At 51.4% G+C, this 16582-nt stretch carries 14 protein-coding genes; all 14 read left to right on the top strand.

Going from position 1 to position 16582, the window contains the following annotated elements; all coding sequences use genetic code 11:
* The 14 genes from BN2106_RS10755 (at position 1) to BN2106_RS10690 (ending at position 16575) form a co-directional block, all read left to right on the top strand.
* Positions 1-1653: an SGNH/GDSL hydrolase family protein gene (locus BN2106_RS10755; RefSeq protein ID WP_050698596.1), complete on the top strand. Its 1653-nt coding sequence runs from the start codon at positions 1-3 to the stop codon at positions 1651-1653.
* A gap of 1550 nt (positions 1654-3203) precedes the next feature.
* A complete protein-coding gene (locus BN2106_RS10750) occupies positions 3204-3812 on the top strand; it encodes a recombinase family protein (RefSeq protein WP_050698595.1) in 609 nt (202 codons plus the stop codon).
* A gap of 358 nt (positions 3813-4170) precedes the next feature.
* On the top strand, positions 4171-4848 hold the full coding sequence (locus BN2106_RS10745; RefSeq protein ID WP_207641719.1) for a PP2C family protein-serine/threonine phosphatase: 678 nt from the start codon (positions 4171-4173) through the stop codon (positions 4846-4848).
* 10 nt (positions 4849-4858) lie between these two features.
* On the top strand, positions 4859-5860 hold the full coding sequence (locus BN2106_RS10740) for a CpaE/TadZ family protein (protein WP_050698593.1): 1002 nt from the start codon (positions 4859-4861) through the stop codon (positions 5858-5860).
* Between the two features lie 20 nt (positions 5861-5880).
* Positions 5881-7161, top strand: coding sequence for a TadA family conjugal transfer-associated ATPase (locus BN2106_RS10735; RefSeq protein ID WP_050698592.1), 1281 nt, complete (start codon positions 5881-5883; stop codon positions 7159-7161).
* Between the two features lie 12 nt (positions 7162-7173).
* Positions 7174-7995 (top strand): type II secretion system F family protein, encoded by an 822-nt coding sequence (locus BN2106_RS10730; protein WP_050698591.1) that lies wholly within the window; start codon positions 7174-7176, stop codon positions 7993-7995.
* A 12-nt stretch (positions 7996-8007) separates the two neighbouring features.
* Positions 8008-9063 carry a type II secretion system F family protein gene (locus BN2106_RS10725; protein ID WP_050698590.1) on the top strand — a complete coding sequence of 352 codons (1056 nt, stop codon included), beginning with the start codon at positions 8008-8010 and terminating at the stop codon, positions 9061-9063.
* Positions 9064-9103: 40 nt separating this feature from the next.
* On the top strand, positions 9104-9346 hold the full coding sequence (locus BN2106_RS10720; protein ID WP_050698589.1) for a hypothetical protein: 243 nt from the start codon (positions 9104-9106) through the stop codon (positions 9344-9346).
* 30 nt (positions 9347-9376) lie between these two features.
* Positions 9377-10030: a TadE/TadG family type IV pilus assembly protein gene (locus BN2106_RS10715; RefSeq protein ID WP_050698588.1), complete on the top strand. Its 654-nt coding sequence runs from the start codon at positions 9377-9379 to the stop codon at positions 10028-10030.
* 20 nt (positions 10031-10050) lie between these two features.
* Positions 10051-12666 carry a DUF5702 domain-containing protein gene (locus tag BN2106_RS10710; RefSeq protein WP_207641718.1) on the top strand — a complete coding sequence of 872 codons (2616 nt, stop codon included), beginning with the start codon at positions 10051-10053 and terminating at the stop codon, positions 12664-12666.
* 2 nt (positions 12667-12668) lie between these two features.
* A complete protein-coding gene (locus tag BN2106_RS10705) occupies positions 12669-13415 on the top strand; it encodes a TadE/TadG family type IV pilus assembly protein (RefSeq protein WP_050698586.1) in 747 nt (248 codons plus the stop codon).
* On the top strand, positions 13412-13957 hold the full coding sequence (locus BN2106_RS10700) for a prepilin peptidase (RefSeq protein WP_050698585.1): 546 nt from the start codon (positions 13412-13414) through the stop codon (positions 13955-13957). Before BN2106_RS10705 ends, BN2106_RS10700 begins: the two co-directional genes overlap by 4 nt.
* 12 nt (positions 13958-13969) lie before the next feature.
* Complete coding sequence (locus BN2106_RS10695) at positions 13970-15265, top strand: WG repeat-containing protein (RefSeq protein WP_050698584.1); 1296 nt, start codon at positions 13970-13972, stop codon at positions 15263-15265.
* The gene (locus tag BN2106_RS10690; protein ID WP_050698583.1) at positions 15262-16575 is read left to right on the top strand and encodes an FHA domain-containing protein; all 1314 of its coding nucleotides are present in this window, start codon (positions 15262-15264) and stop codon (positions 16573-16575) included. Before BN2106_RS10695 ends, BN2106_RS10690 begins: the two co-directional genes overlap by 4 nt.
* Positions 16576-16582 lie beyond the last annotated feature (7 nt).

Raw genomic sequence — 16582 nt, 5'->3', positions numbered from 1 at the left:
ATGGCTGAATATATCACAAAAATCCGCACAACGGATGGAGACAAGCAAGTTGATTATAATGCGCTGGCGAATCTGCCGCAAGCGTTGAAGAATCCAAACAAGCTGACTTTTACCGGGGCAGTGGCGGGGGAGTATGACGGTTCCAAAGAAGTTACCGTGGACATCCCTGTGAGTGGCGGGTCTGACTGGACGTTTTACAGCCAAACGCCCTGCCGGCTGTCCGGTTCTTCTATCGGCAGCGTCAAACTGGTTTCATCCGAGACGTGCGATTATAGAATTTATTCCGATACGGTGAAGAACATGGACAGCGCGGGGAGAACGTTTCACTGGTTAACTGAGAGCCATTCAAATGGCGTTTATGAGTTTACTGTCAGCATTGTAAATAATAAGCCCAGCGGATGGTATCAAGTCTTCTGGTCTATGAAGTTCACTGATCTGGAAGTGGGAAAAGCATATAAACTGTATATTGACACAACGGGGCTTACGCCAGATTCCACAACCACAGGGATGAATTTCGGGCGATTTCTGCTGGCCAGTGTTGTCAACGGTACCAAAAGCGATCCGATCATTAATACCACGGAAGTTGATCATGCCAGGCTGAATTCCTGGGAGTTTACCGCGACGACGACGGATGTACTATTAGAGTATTACGCGGGAAAAGAGATTTCCGAGTTGGTAAATGGTTATACAGTACGATTTAAAGACCTTTATATCAATTACGCGGACGCGGGGAGTGAACATACTCCCATCCTGAATCAATCCGGCTCATTTACGGGGGAACAGGTATTCCCGGAGTATACAGACAGGCTTCATTATGAGTCGACGCCGTCCTGTGCGGTTTATTATTCCGAAGCGAAGTCCAAGCTTTTTACGATCAATGGTCAGGAGCCAGACATAAGTGGAAATATTGAAATTCCAGTCAGTCGCCTGCAGGGTAGGACGTTGGTCTGCATGGGCGACAGCATCACGGGTATGTTTGCACCGCCCGCAGATTATCCATCTGTTATTGCCCGACTGACCGGCATGGCGGTGCACAACTTGGGAATGGAAGGCTGCCGAATGAGTCATCACACAGACCAGTATTACGACGCATTTAGTATGTACCAGCTGGCAAATGCGATTTCGACCGGTAATTATACGTTGCAGGAAGCGGCAGTAGGGCATACCACAAATTATGCAGCTAATCGCGTGGCGACTTTAAAAGCTATCGACTGGAGCAAAGTGGACTATGTGACAGTCCTATATGGGACGAACGACGTCCAAGGCGGAGTCGCGCTGGATAACGCCGAAGACCCCAAAGACACTACCACATATTTGGGGGCTGCACGGTACGCCCTGGAAAAGCTCTGGATGGCATATCCCAATCTCAAGGTGCTGCTGCTCACGCCGATCTACCGTTACTGGCCTGATGCAAGCCAGGACAGCGACGAAAAGACCTTCACCGGCGGCAAGCACCTTTATGAGTTTGGTGATGGGCTCATAGAGGTTGCAAAAGCGTATAAAACCCCCGCTGTGGATCTGTACCGTAAACTGGGCATTAACAAGGTTAACCGGTCATATTATTTCCCCGTTGGCGATGGCACGCACCCCAATGATTTGGGCCGTGCACTGTTGGGGGAGAAGATTGCGGGGAAGTTTCTGAGTGAGTTTTAAAGTGAATAGAAAACAACAGCGCAGCTGTCCATAATGGATAGCTGCGCTGTTCTGCTTTTAAGGCTTAAACATGGGCTTTAGTTTACATATAATCCCTGGATATTCTTCATGGCCTTTTTGATTTCGTATTTCTCCATTTTCTTACAAAGTTAATTACAAGGGAAATTAGAATTTTGACAACGGCGATAACAATTAGAAATAAAGCGAATTTTTCAAGCATAATTGACAGCTTAGAAGAAAAAGTGTATTCTATGGGTGGGCGATAAACCCGCCCATAGAACACGGTTTAGACTTACGTTAGTTTGTCAATAATAAGTAACGCAAGTCCTACGAGGAAGTCTACGATAGCGGTTATTGTGATGGTGCGAACATCCAACCGTGGTTTCGTAGACTTTTACATTTTATGCAGTCTTGTGGAAAGTAGCACATATAATAGGTTGCAGACCTCCGCAACCAAATTTTAGCCAGGAACCATACAGGTTCTTGGCTTTTTCTTTGCATTTTGGACACTAATGGGAATTTTCTTTGTCCAATGACACCAAGTGATTCTGATTCATTTTTAAACTTATCTTCATATGCCCGTGGTTCCATGACGTCTCCTAATGTATTACAAATAATAAAATTATGTCATTGGTGGGCGTTTTCTGTGATGTACCGCATAAGTGTTTGTTTTTATATGATGAAAATAGCTCGCAAATTTCTCATATAAAAAGGTATAATGTGTTGGATGCGAATCAATGACAAGATCAACATCAATAATCTTATCATTGCCGTAACTGTTTTCAGATCAATTTTTCGTCAGTCAGAGTGAAATATTTCTCTTCATAAAAGAGAACATTTTTTCTGAGCAGCTGCTAACCCGGCGGAGTCGGTTCAGCGAAAAAATCTGTGGACGGCTTTAATCTGCGTGTTATCATATTTAATGCTTGGCAATTATAATGGACGCTCCCTTGCTATTACTTGTGTATTATATCTGGAATACATGAAAGGTAACACAAAGAAGCATTTTTTAATAAATAGCGACTTTTTGGAGCTCTTTTATAAATGCTGTTATAGGGTTTAAGATACTTGCTCATCGGAAGTACAAAACCAATTTTGGCCTGCATGTGTCTTCCTGCTACGGAAGTCTTTTACTGGTTGGCGTATTTTTTGTTGTTATAAAAGTAATTGATCGAAAAAGATAAAGCAGCCTTACTTAGTACAGGCGTTTTTATACTAGTTTTTTTCTCTGTTTTTTTGTACCTCTTTTTCATACTTGCTTTGCTCTTTTTACTGTCTATGTATAGATTCTATTTTAAAACGAAGCAGGAGCGTTGATTCGCCTTATGGGCCATCAACGCTCCTGCTTCGTTTTTCTAATGTTATTGTAATAGCCCTTCAAAATTGGACTTAACCGTATCATTTGTAAGAAAAAGTTTGTATGTATATGAACATGAAGACATCTCCCGCTTCTCCGCCTGTACCAGCAGACGGAGCTTTTTTGCAACAGCCAATTAGCGTAAAATACGTTTTGCCGCCTGCAATATAGAAGAAACGAGGGAGTTGTTTTGATGGAAAATATCTACGGTTATATCCGAGTTTCCAGCACGGACCAGAATGAAGAACGGCAATACTTTGCGATGCAGAGCAAGGCCATACCTGAAAAACATATCTACATAGATAAGCAATCCGGAAAAGATTTTAACCGACCCCAATATAAACGGCTGATTAAAAAATTGAAACAGGGTGATCTGCTTTATGTGCTGAGCATCGACCGGCTGGGACGCAATTACGAAGAAATTCAAAATCAATGGCGGATATTAACCAAAGAGCTGGGCGTTGATATTTGCGTGATCGATATGCCCTTGTTGGATACTCGGAACGGAAAAGACTTAATGGGGACATTCATTGCTGATTTGGTCCTGCAAATTCTATCCTTCGTCTCTCAAAGCGAACACGAGAATATCAAAACACGCCAAGCACAGGGCATAGCGGCCGCAAAAGCGAAGGGCACGATCTTTGGACGACCCGCAATTAGTCTGCCGGACGATTTTCGCCAGGTAGTCCAAGCATGGGAGAAAAAAGAGATCAGTATACATCGAGCGGTAGAACAATGCCACATGAGCGAAGCGACATTTTACCGGCGTCTTAGAGAATTGCGCAACCGGCAAACGGAATAAAAACAAGCCTACATCAACGCGTGAGTCCGAATAGGTTTCCTTAAACCCTCTGTTATCTACTTTTTGATGCACGATGCTGTCAAAAAGTAAAACTATCAAAAAGTGTACCTTCTGACAGTACTTAAACTTTTACTATAATAGCACAGACGACAAAAAACAACAAGGTATTTTGAATCATTTTATAAGTTTTGAAAATGCTTTTTTCTAAATACAAAAGAAGACTGTTTCGATCAAAAGGTACACTTTTTGATCGAAACAATTTGCTTGGAACGACGATCAAACGAGAGAAACGTAATGAGATAAAACCGCGAAAAGGATTTAAGGTTAAGAAGGATTGGTAAGAGGAAGGAGACAGAATTTGGACAGTTGGTATTGCTGTGGCTTGAGTCTTCAAAATGCCCGCCTTTCCAATATGGACAGCATTTTTTGGAGGGAATGGCCGTCGCCGGAAGGTCCGCTGTTGCTGGCGGTGGTATGTGATGGTGTGGGGAGCACTCGCGACGGCGCCTTTGCTTCACACTATTCAACAAGGGCGCTGGCGGTTTGGCAGGAGGAAACAGACAGCAGCAGACTGGGGTTGTCTCTGCGGGACCGGGTGCTTGACATTAATCGGGAAGTAATAAAAGCGGCGCGGAATAAGAATCTGGATGCGGCGACGACGCTTTCCGCGCTATTGATCTCGAAAGGGCGATATGTGCTTGTACATGTTGGAGACAGCAGAGTCTATCAGTGCGACGGCGCGGAACTGTGCCAATTGAGCCAGGACAACCTCTCTGATTCCGGGAAACTTACAGCTTGTATTGGCCGCTGGGATACGCTTACCGTCCAGTATGAAGAGGGTGAAGCTGATAGAAAATCTTTTCTCCTGTGTACGGACGGCTTTTATAAGCGCATAGCGAAAGATGAACTGCAGAAGGAAGTCAACCAGATCCATGGAAGGCGTGCAGAGCGTATGTTGGAGCGTTTGGCGCGCAGGGCGATAGATTTGGGCGAGACGGACAATATTTCTGCAATTCTGCTCCAAAGCAAAAAATGAGGTGACTTATATGAAAGTGCAGCTTTTAATTGCAACGGAAGATACGGATTATTCCAATCATCTTTCCGGGGTTTTGTTAGATAAGTATGCAAAGTGTTTTGAGGTAAGTACGTGTTCCTCAGATACATGCCTGTCGGAGATGTTGTCCGTCCATCGCTATGATGTTGCGCTGCTCGGCCCGGAACTAGCGGCGGGAACAACATTGAAGGAGGTGTCATTGCCTCTGATTCTGTGGGACGGAATGACGGGCGCAGGCGAACAGTCCGAACGGTATGACACTGTGCGAAAATATCAGCGCGTTTCGGCGATTGTAGAAGACGTTCTGGAAAAATACGCCAGTACCTCCGAAAAAAAGGAGTTCCCAGAAAGTCGAAATGCTCATATTACCGCGGTCTGGTCCCCAGCTGGCGGAACAGGAAAGACCACAGTGGCGCTGGCTTATGCTGCCCAGTGTGTGGCAAACAAGAAGCAAACGATCTATTTGGACTTGGAATATTTCTCCAGTGTGCCGGTGTATTTTTCCAATGACGGCAAAAGTATCAGCGAAGCATTTGGAAAACAGGGCGGTAATCTTGCGCTGCTTCTGCAAAGTATTCGTAAGCAGGATAATGGTTCGGGTATCTTCTATTTTTGTCGGCCCAACAATTATGACGACATGAATATCCTCTCCTCTCCGGAGGTTCAGGAGCTGGTTGCGGCAGCATCCAACGGAGCAGATGAAGTCGTGTTGGATCTGTCTGCGGTTTGCGACGAACGCTGCCGGGAATTGCTAAAACTGGCGGATGCTGTGTTGGCGGTAATGGATGGAAGCCAGAGGTGCCAAGCGAAATGGGAACAATTTTGCTGCCAGCATGATCTGTTTGAACAAATACGTCCCAAATGCGTTTGGGTGGGAAATATGGGTGCTCAGACCGGCAACGCTGCTGAACGGGCGGTGACGCTTCCTTATGTACGCTCTGACAACCCAATTTCTGTGTATAAGAGCTTGTCCGCGGTTAATTTTGGCGTATAGAGGACAGGAGGAGCAATGGCGTGACAGAGATAAAACGTGATGAACTGATTCGGCAGTTGAAAACAGAGGTGCAGAACAATCCCGACCTTACCATCATGAGCGATGAGCAGTTGTGGGACTTTATTCTGCGGACCATGGAAGAAAAGCAAAATTGGGCGAAAACGAGCAGCCCTGAAGCATACCGGGAGCTCTCTACCCTGAATTTTCGGGAGCGTAATCAAATCGTATCTACGGTTTATCAATCCATCAGGGGATTGGGCGTGCTGGGGCAGATCATCGCCGATTCCGAAATTACGGAGATTATGATAAACGGGCATAAGAATATCTTTGTGGAAAGAAAAGGACATCTCTCCCGGTTGGACATCCATTTTGAAAGCCCGCAGGAACTGACGACCGTCATTACGAAATTCGTTTCACAGGCGGGCCGGTCGGTCAATGAAAGCGAACCCATTGTGGATACCCGTTTGGAAGACGGCTCTCGTGTGAATGTGGTCATGCCGCCTGTGGCGCTCAATGGTCCTATCGTTACCATACGCCGTTTCCCCAAGGAAGCGATGACGGTGGAAAAGCTCATCGGATACAAGTCGTTCACGCCGGAGGTGGCGGAGGTCCTACAGGTTTTGGTCAGGGCCAAATACAATATTTTCATAAGCGGGGGCACGGGCAGCGGTAAGACAACCTTTCTGAACGCCTTATCCAATTTTATCCCGCGGGATGAGCGCGTCATTACCATCGAGGACTCCGCGGAGCTGCAAATCCGCTGCATTGACAACCTGGTGCGGCTGGAGACCAGGAACGCCGGCGCGGGCGGCAGTGGCGCCGTCACGATCCGGGACCTGATCAAATCGGCCCTGCGCATGCGGCCCGACCGTATCATCGTGGGCGAGGTCCGCGGCGCGGAGGCGCTCGATATGCTTCAGGCGATGAATACCGGCCACGATGGGTCCCTCTCCACCGGCCACGCGAACTCCACGGAGGATATGCTGCGCCGTCTAGAGACCATGGTGCTCCAGGGGGCGGAAGGATTGCCGCTGGAGGCCATCCGGCAGCAGATCGGTTCAGCGGTGGACATTGTCATCCATCTCTCCCGCCTTCGCGATAAGAGCAGGAAGACGATGGAGATTGTAGAAATCCTGGGGTACGACATTGATGAGCGGAAGTACCGGATCAATCCCCTTTACCAGTTCCGTGAGACGCCGGAGAGCACAAGGGATAAAGTCGTCGGGAGCCTGGTCCGGACGGACAAGTCCATGAAAGATACACAGAAGCTGACAAACGCCGGTATCAACCGGACGATTTAGGAGGGGGCGGCGATGGAAGACAACCTGTTTGTGTCCACGAGAGAGGAGACTCCCTCTCAACGCGGGCAGAAGGACCGGCAGCCGATGGCGGTGCCGGATTACGCGGTGAGCCCGTCGGGGCCGGCAGATCACATTCTGGCGTTCCTCATCGGGTTTGCCGCAGGGTTTGCGGTGCTGTTTATTTTTTATAAAATTCTTCCGCTGAGCCTTGTAGGCGGGGCGCTTGTAGGAATCGTAAACATTTTTGCCGCCGCGCAAAACGCCGTTCATAAACGTCTCATGAGACTCCGAATGGAGTTTTATGACCTTTTGGAGGCGATGTCAGTGGCAATGCGGGCGGGGAATCCTGTGCTGAAAGCACTTTTGAGCGCGCGGCAGGACCTCTCCATGATCTATCCCGAGGACAGTGACATCATGGCGGAGCTAAACCTTATTCTCAGCCGGTTCAACAATGCCGTGCCGCTCTCCAAATCATTTATGGATTTTGCCCGGCGCAGCGGCTTGGAGGATGTGGAGAGCTTTGCCTCCATTTATGCCACCATCGAGGGAAAATCCGGCCGGGCAGACGAGATCATCCGCGAAACCCAGCAGATTATTGCGGATAAAATGGAGATCGAAATGGAAATTGACACCATGATGACCGCCGCCAAGTCCGAGGTCAACATTATGCTCTTTATGCCGCTGGTCATCCTGCTGATCATCGGCTACGCGGGCGCCGGCTTTATGGACGCGCTCTATACCACGCCTTTGGGGCGGATCGTGGCCACCGTGGGGCTTATCGTGTTTGTCATCAGCTTCATCATGGCGCGGAAGTTTAGCAATGTGGAGCTGTGAGGAGGGGTGGCTATGCTGATGATCGTATTATCAGGTCTTGCCACGGTGCTGATGCTTCTGTGGTTGATTCTCCTGTTTCAGGCGCGGGAGGAAGATTGGATCCAGGCTGCTTACAATACGGTGCTGGGCAATCTGGACGAAATTGCAGAGCTGGAACAGAAGGACCGCAAAAACGCCAAAATACTGGCGCGGTATCACGGTTTGGCGGGCAAGGTCATGCGGCTCTTTCTGGGCAGTTCGGAAAAGCAGATCGCCAAGCGGAAGGAGGCCAATGTCCGGCTGCAAAAGGGGAATTTGAAGAGCGTGGGAATACTCGCGATGCCGGGCTACGTCCTCCAGCGGCGGGTGGACGCCATCGGCAAGGGGAATTTCAACAAGGTCATTTATGCTCAGTATGCGGAGCTGGACGGCAAAAAATATGCGGCCAACCGCACCCGGCGGCTTTTGGCGCAGATGCTTTCCTGCCTTATTCTGGGGATGGCGCTGACGTTGGCGCTGGGGTCCATCCTGCTGAGCACGGGGGACGTAAACAGCGGACTGGCCGTTTCGCTGGCAGGAACAGCCATTGCGGTGGTGCTGGCGTACGCGTTCTACAGCGACGTGAAGGATCGGGTGGCCAAACGCCGGGCAGCAATCGGCCGCCAGTTCCCCAACGTGGTTTCCAAGCTGGCCCTGCTCGTTACCTCCGGAATGATTATGAACCAAGCGTGGAAAGAGACGGCCTGCAGCCAGGACGGGGAGCTCTACCTGGAAATGCGGAAGGTCTCGGAGGAACTGGACAACCTGGTGGAGCCGGCGGTTGCGTACGCCAATTTTATTGATCGGTGCTCTACCAAAGAGACCACAAAGCTGGCCACCGCGATGATCCAAAACCTGTCCAAAGGCAACGCGGAGATCGGCCTGCTGCTCAAGAGCATGGCCCACGAGGCGTGGCAGGAGCGGCAGCATACCGCCAAGCGGGATTCGGAACAGGCAAATGCCAAGCTGATGATCCCCACCATGCTGCTCTTTGTCGCGATCCTCATCATGATTGTGGTACCTGTCATCACAAACTTCAGCGGTTTGTGACGAAGTACATAAATGTTCTGTGCGAAAGGAGGGGAAAGCAATGTTGAAAAAACTCGACAAGGCGGTCATTGCGTCTCGTCTGCATGTTTGGGAATTCTTCCGGAAATTAAAGGAGGATGAGCGGGGAGTTGACGGAATCGTGGTGGCCGTTCTGCTCGTCCTGGTGGCTGTGTTGGCCGTCGTGTTTCTGTGGGGAGCGATGAGCGGTTGGTTAGACGATATGTGGAAAGATGTGACCAGTCAGGCATCTGGAATAAAGCCAATGTCATCTGACGGGGGATAAAAGGTTAATGAGAAGAGGAGGGGGACCGTCTTGCTGCGGAAGCTTCGATTGAAAAAAGACAACAGGGGGAGCGCCGTTGTGGAGGCGGCGATCCTCCTTCCCATTATGATTATGATTTACGCCGGCCTGGTTTTGCTGGCGATGTATTTGCCCACACGGGCACTGCTCCAACGAGCCACCCAATATGCCGCGACAGCCATCGCGGTCCAGCGCAGCGATACCTGGCTGGACTGCGACGCGGAGGGGACGGGCTACGAGTGGGTGCGGAATAAAAAGGATTTGGACAATGTGTACGCCGCGCTGTTCCACGCAATCGGTTCCGGGGAGGACGGCGGGGAGGCGGAAGCCATCGTTTCCCACGTGGAATCCTCCGGGATACAAAACCCGGTGGGAGAGCTGAAGGTGGAATACAGCGTGACCAATTATGTAATCTATAAGGAAATCTCCATCACCGCCACCCGCACCATCCCCATGCCGGTGGACCTGAGCTTTGTAAAGTTTCCAAAGGAAATCCCCGTTACGGTGACGTCCACGGCGGTGGTGCAGGATGGGGACGAGTTTGTGCGCGATATGGACATTGCGGCAGATGTGGCGGCCTGGCTCGATGAAAAATACAATATCTCGCAGGCATTTTCCAAGGTGGGGGATTTATGCAGCCGGTTTAAGGACGTCCTGGGAATATAAAAACGAGGGGGATGAACGTATTGCGGCACAACTGTAAGGGAATGGTGACGGTTTTCGTCAGCCTTTTGCTGATCCCTTCCATTTTGGTCAGTGGGACGGCGGTGGACTTGGCGCGGATTTATGCGGCCCGCAGCGTGGTACAGGATGCCAACCAATTGGCGGCCAACTCGGTTTTGGCCAGCTATGACGCCCTTTTGCAGGACCTCTACGGCCTGTTCGGGGTCATGCAGTCGGATGAAAAGTTGGCGGACATGGTGGATCAGTATGTGGAGGTTGCCGTCTTTGGGCAGGAAAACCGGAAGCAGGGGTTGGGTACGTTCCAGCTGACCTACGGCTCCAATTTGAAGCCGGGGGCGGTGCTTCCCGCGCAGGGGCAGAACCTGGATAATCTGGATGTGCTGCGAAGGCAGATCGAAGAGTATGCCAAATTCCGCGCGCCGGTGATCCTGATCGACCAGTTACTGAACCGGCTGGAAGCGTTTAAAAAGGTCAAGAAGGATTCGGAGGTCATCGAGAAGAAAATGGACGTCGATGACAAGATAGAGGATTTGGAAAAGGTCTATCAGAAAATTTACGACCAAATTCAGGTGGTCAATAGCTGCGCCTCGGACGAGGAAAGCGCCATAACGGAGATCAACGGAATATTGGAAAAGATCAACGACCAGCTTAAAAAAGCGCTTGAGGTACGGGATGACTATAACCGGTTTATGAACTTTGACGATACCGGCTCTGCGGAGGATCAAAAGAAGAAAAATGTGTTCCATACCCATTATAAGGGCTGCCTGGAGAATGTTGCGACGCTGGTGGCCGGCGGCAAGATCAAGACTTTGTGGGATAAGAACAAGGGAGAATTCACACAACAGGAACAGGTTGAAAAATCGCTGGAAACCTGTATGGAAGAGAAAATAAAATCGATAAAGGCGTATCACGACGAATTGGATAAACTGGTGCGCTACTGCGAGGAAGGGGACAAAAAGAAAGCGGAGCTTTCCCGCAAGGTGGACGAGCTGGAAGATGCGCTGAACGCCGAGGACGGCTGTTCAGAGGATTTAAAAGAAGGGATGACGGCGCGGAAAGCGGAAAACGGGAACCGGTCTATGATCGATGTCTACCGCGACCTTTTGGGATACGAGATAGTCCCTATGGGGGAGGCCATGCGGGATCACGACAATGCGCAAATCGATAGGTTTATCGAGCTGCTGGATACATACCAGTACGGCGACCATATGGGTGGGACGATAGAAAACAGAGGGAAGATCGAGCTGGATGATTTAAAAAGGATGAAGGAAATTCCCGAGTATGATATTGACTGGTATCGGGATCATCAGGATCAGTTTCCTGAATTAGAAGAGCCCTTCACCAAAATCAGCAATTTAGGACCGTCACTGGTTAAAATTGAGCTACCGAAGGACGACCCATATGAGCCCTTTCAAAGCGCGGCGTTTGACCGCACGCGCAACAGGATGTTCTATGAGGAGCTGAAAAAGATGTGCGGCAGCTCCGACAATAACGGAAAAAAGAAGGCGGCAAAGCAGACGGTTTCCAAGCTCTTTAAGCAGATTCAGGAAATTTTCCGCGGCTGCCTGGTATACGAACCGGAGGGGGCCTGGACCTACCGGCCCAATGCAAGCGGTGGCGCTCCCGGGGACGATGGCGAGGTTTTGGAGTCTGGGTTCGGCTCCGATGGGGATTGGGGCAAGGAAGGCGAAGCGAAAAAACAGACCAAGGAGGCGCTGCACGGGGACTTGATCAGCCGTCTGGCCGATTTGGGGGACGATGTGGCAAACCGCTGCCTGCTGCTGACCTACGATACCGAGATGTTCTCCAATTATGCCACTAAGGCGGACGGATCGGAAAAGAACATGGCGGGGATTCCCCTAAGCACGGATGTGAACTACTATTTCCAGTCGGAGCTGGAATACCTCTACGCGGGAAACCTCTACGACGCCAGAAGCAATCTCAAGACCGTTTCCGGCATGATCCTGCTGGTGCGCTTTGTCTTCAACTACATAGCGTCCTTCAAAATCGGAGAAGTCAACCGCTTGGTGAACAAGGTTAAGCGCACGCTGACGCCTATCAGCGGTCCCTTCGCCTTCCTCATGGGCGAGCTGGTGCGGATCGCCATGGCAATGGGGGAATCCGCCATGGATGTGGGGCGCCTCCGGTCGGGACATACGGTGGTCCTGTATAAGCAGAGTAAAAACTGGCGCTTTAGTATTTGGGGGCTATCCAATACGGCGGATGGAAGCCTTTCAGAGGACTTTGAGGTGGACACGGAGGCCTCCTCCCTGGACGACGAGGAACCATCCGCCATGAACTACACGGATTACCTGCGCATTTTCCTACTCTTTGTGAGCGACAACGCGCTGGCCGAACGCACGAAGAACCTGATCGAGCTGAATCTGACAAACAAGAAAAACAACATCGGGAGCAGCGGGGACCGTGCCGCACGGGAAGCGGCCATGACCGCGGTCCCATTGGAGGACCTTTCAAAAGCCGCGACTGGGTTCAGCATCACCACCACGCTGGATTTGCGGATGCTCTTCCTGTCCATGCCCGTGGCGCGGCAGGGCGTAAATGGAACGATCCCGCCCGGGACCGTCCCGGTTTCCGTCACTGATTACAGGGGGTATTAAGCATGAAGGGGGACGAAAAAGGATATATCGTGGTGGAGACGGCCACCGCTTTCATGCTGCTGGTGCTGCTGATGGTCTCCATTCTGAGCCTGGTCAACATCGTAACGGTGCAGTCCCGCGTCCATTACGCGCTGACCCAGGCGGCGCAGACGATTTCTCTCTACAGCTACACGCTGGAGGTGACGGGAATGGCGGACAGTATCAAAAGCAACGCCGATAAGGCCGAGCAGGCGGGCGAGATCAAAGAGAACATCAATGAGATATTGACCGGGCTGAAAAACCTCTCCGAGGGACAGACGGCGGAGGTGGGAAAGAGCGCGACGGTCCAGGTAAAGGGTTGGGTGGAAAACACGGTACAGGATCCCAAACAGACGATCCAGCTGATGCTGAATTACGGCCTGAAGGAGATGGGCGACGCGGCTTTTTCAGCTCTGGTCCGGCCGCTGGTGGGGCGCTATCTGGACAACGGCGACCAGTCGGGGGACGAATATCTGAAAGCCTTTCATGTGGACGGGGGACTGAAGGGGCTGGAATTTTACAGCTTTCATTCTGTCGCCAGTACAGACTTGCCAGCCACGCACAACAGCACGCTCATGGACAGCAACGGGGACGTCTGGCTCACCGTAAACTATGAAATCGACTACACATTCGGCGCGCTTCCTCTGCCCTTTGAGCCCAAGCTGAAGATCAGCCAGACGGTGAAGACAAAGGCGTGGCTGGGCGGCGACGGGGAAGGGTATCAAAAATGAAGCAGTTAAAATGGAAAACAGCGGTACTTTGGGCCGCCCTGCCCATCCTGATGACAGTGTTGTGGCTGGTCCGGTTCAAAAATCTGTCCCCCTTTCCCCTGCTGCTGCGAGAAATGGTTTTGGCTTTTGGATATGTAGCCGCGGTTGGAGACGCCAAAAACAAGCTGGTGCCCAACCGGCTGGTGCTGGTGATGCTGGGAGGATGGGTGCTGACCATGACGCCCCAGCTCTTCTGGCAAACGGAAAAGACGCTGCCCGTTTTGGTGAGCGGCGTCCTGGGAGCCCTGCTGGGCGGGGCGGTGTTCCTCACCGTCTACCTTTTGAGCCGTCACGGTCTGGGCGGCGGGGACGTAAAATTCATGGCCGCCGCGGGGCTTTATCTGGGCATCCAAGGGGTTCTTCCCGCCATGCTGGCGGGGTCCATATTGTCGGCGGCGATCGGGCTGGGCCTGATCCTTGCACGGCGGATGGACCGCAAGGGAACAATGCCCTTGATTCCCTTTTTGTATGTGGGAATCCTGTTGACAATATTTTTCCGATAAGGAGGGAGCTTGGTGAAACGTGGGGAACGGATTTTACTGGCGATGGGCTGCGTATTGCTGCTCCTCGTTTCCTGGATAATGGCGTTTCAGGCAAAGAGCGATACACAGAAGCAGACGGAGCTGTTGGAGCAGGCGGCGGCTTATATAGAGGACGAAATCTATATCCGCGCTGTACCGCTGTTGGAGGAAGCCACCGGATATTCTGGGGAACGCACAGCTGAATGCGAAAAAGAGTTAAAAAAGGTTTATCTGGCTCTTGCCGAGAAGGGCTACCGTAGGAAATACACCGATCTCCTGGAGCTGCAGATGGCCCGCGCGGACGCGAAACCGGAGGTCTTTATGGAAGCAGCTCAATACTATCTGACACTTTCCGACGACGAAGAGGCCCTGAAAGCTTTACGAGTGGGCGTTCAAAAGACGGGAGACGAGGAGCTGAACGCACTGTATGAGGAAAATCGCTACGGTTACACTTTTGGCCGCACGATTTATGAGGACGTCGCCGGCGCCGCCAACGGAGCCATACAAGTCAGGAAAGAGGGAGCCTGGGGCCTTGCGCGAACCGACGGGACGCTTGTAATTCCATGTATCTATGACAAAGTCAGTACGTACAGCGGCGGACAGGTTCTGGTAAAAAAGAGTGGTGTGATCTCGGCGGTGGACGCGGACAACAACCGGGTGGCCCTTCTTCACGCCGCCGCCTCTGATTTTGGGAATTACAGTGAGGCTCGCACCTCTTTACTTCTGGAGGACGGTTGGCACATTGCAGATGGAGAATTCCATACAGCGGCGGCGGCCTATGAAGCGTTGGGTATGTACGCCGGCGGCTATGCCGCCGCCAAGCAGGGGGGACGCTGGGGTGTGGTCGACCAGTCGGGGGAATGGTATATTCCACCGGAATACGACGAAATTGTCCTTGATGAGCTGGGCCGGTGCTACGGACAGTCGGCAGTTTTTGCGCGGACAGGGGCCGACGTCTTTTTGCTGATAAACGGGCAGAAAGTTGGGGAACCCTATCAGGACGCCCGGCCTTTTGCTGATGGATACGCGGCGGTAAAACGGGAGGACCATTGGGGATTTATCGACGCCGGCGGGAACGTAAAGATCGACTTTCAATTTGACGACGCGCTTTCCTTTGGGGGACATCTGGCAGCCGTCCAGATTGGACAGGATTGGGGATACGTCAGTCTTTCTGGAGAAGTCGTCATCGAACCGTTCTTTTTAAAGGCGAAAAGCTTTTGTGACGGCAGCGCGCCGGTGTGTACGGTGGATGGCTGGGAATTCATCACCCTTTTGGAGGAGACGATATGAATTATGAGATTCAAAGAAAAGAAAATTCACTGTCCGGGACTGTGCTGACGGTTCAGATCCCGGAGCGAGACGTGGACCGAAAAGCCCTGTATACGCTTCAATATGATATGCCGGAGTTCCTAATTCCCTTTCGCTATCGTGATGTGGACGGTCAGGTAGAGCTGACATACCAAACGGGAGAACGGAGCAAATTGCGCTATTTTTATGGCCCAAAGATGCCGGAGGATTACGTCTGCCTCTGGGAGGGCCTGCTTCAGCCCCTGTTAAGCTGTAGCGAATGGTTCCTCAAGCCGTTTTCCTTTGTATTGAAACCGGAATACCTCTATCGGGATAAACAGGGCCGGATCAGCTACCTTTATATTCCCTCCCGGGAGGATTATTCCAGCGGAGATCAACTGAAAAGCATGGCGATGCAGGTGGCGGAAAAGAACAGCGTGAGTTCCCCAGAACTGGAGAACATGGTGCTTCGTATGTTGATGAAGGATTTTCAGCCAAAAACCTTTTTGGAAGCGCTGCACAAGGCTCAGACGCCCGCAAAACCGGCACAGAAGGAAACCCTTTATCCGCCCATGCCGCCGTTGCCGGCTATCAAGCAGGAAAAGCAAGAGACGCCTCCGCCGCTGAAGGATCCGCTCCCGGCGCCCGTTCCCATCGGGGACGGCGATATTTTTATTGATCTCTCCGGAAAGGAAAAAGAGAAGAAAAAGGGTGGCTTTTTTCGGTTTGGCGGCAAGGAAGAAAAAGCTGTTGGGAAAAAAGGCAAGGAGAAAAAAGGACGGGAGAAAAGAGTGTTTCCAGCGGGGAAACAGCCCATCGTGGCCGGAAAAATGCCTGGGGAAAAACCGTGGACGGACACGCCAGTCTACATTCCCCCCGCCGCGGTTCGCCCGGCGCCGGTCAGCAGCGAGACCCAGTTTCAAAAGCCGAAAGCGGTTTGTCCGGCGGCAGAAGAAAACGAAACCCAGCTGGAGGAGTTTGGAACCCGTTTGCGGCTGGTGGGTTCGGTAGACCTGCCTTCGGTCATTCCGGTGCATATCGAGGTGGGGGAAGTCTTTACCATCGGGCGATTTGATACCTCTGTTGGGCGTAAGCAATCCAGCTTTGAGTTCCGCGAGGACACCAAGGCGGTCAGCCGCCATCACGCGGCCATCGAACGGGATGTGGACGGCTATATCATTACGGACATTTCTTCCCGCGCGGGGACCTTTGTGGAAGGCAGGCCGCTCCAACCGAACCTGCCTTACCGGCTGCGGAAAAATGTAAAAATATCCTTTGGGACCAGCGGCGCAGATTATATCTGGGAAGAGTGAAAAGGAG

It is taken from the genome of Anaeromassilibacillus senegalensis (assembly GCF_001261775.1).
GTDB lineage: Bacteria > Bacillota > Clostridia > Oscillospirales > Acutalibacteraceae > Anaeromassilibacillus > Anaeromassilibacillus senegalensis.
Note: the sequence above shows the minus strand (reverse complement) of the source record. Positions and strands in the feature narration are given on the sequence as shown.

What these genes read in the sequence shown, in the direction of transcription:
- BN2106_RS10755 (WP_050698596.1), top strand. Translation starts at nt 1, where the DNA reads ATGGCTGAATATATCACAAAAATCCGCACAACGGATGGAGACAAGCAA.
- BN2106_RS10750 (WP_050698595.1), top strand. Translation starts at nt 3,204, where the DNA reads ATGGAAAATATCTACGGTTATATCCGAGTTTCCAGCACGGACCAGAAT.
- BN2106_RS10740 (WP_050698593.1), top strand. Translation starts at nt 4,859, where the DNA reads ATGAAAGTGCAGCTTTTAATTGCAACGGAAGATACGGATTATTCCAAT.
- BN2106_RS10730 (WP_050698591.1), top strand. Translation starts at nt 7,174, where the DNA reads ATGGAAGACAACCTGTTTGTGTCCACGAGAGAGGAGACTCCCTCTCAA.
- BN2106_RS10725 (WP_050698590.1), top strand. Translation starts at nt 8,008, where the DNA reads ATGCTGATGATCGTATTATCAGGTCTTGCCACGGTGCTGATGCTTCTG.
- BN2106_RS10720 (WP_050698589.1), top strand. Translation starts at nt 9,104, where the DNA reads ATGTTGAAAAAACTCGACAAGGCGGTCATTGCGTCTCGTCTGCATGTT.
- BN2106_RS10705 (WP_050698586.1), top strand. Translation starts at nt 12,669, where the DNA reads ATGAAGGGGGACGAAAAAGGATATATCGTGGTGGAGACGGCCACCGCT.
- BN2106_RS10700 (WP_050698585.1), top strand. Translation starts at nt 13,412, where the DNA reads ATGAAGCAGTTAAAATGGAAAACAGCGGTACTTTGGGCCGCCCTGCCC.
- BN2106_RS10690 (WP_050698583.1), top strand. Translation starts at nt 15,262, where the DNA reads ATGAATTATGAGATTCAAAGAAAAGAAAATTCACTGTCCGGGACTGTG.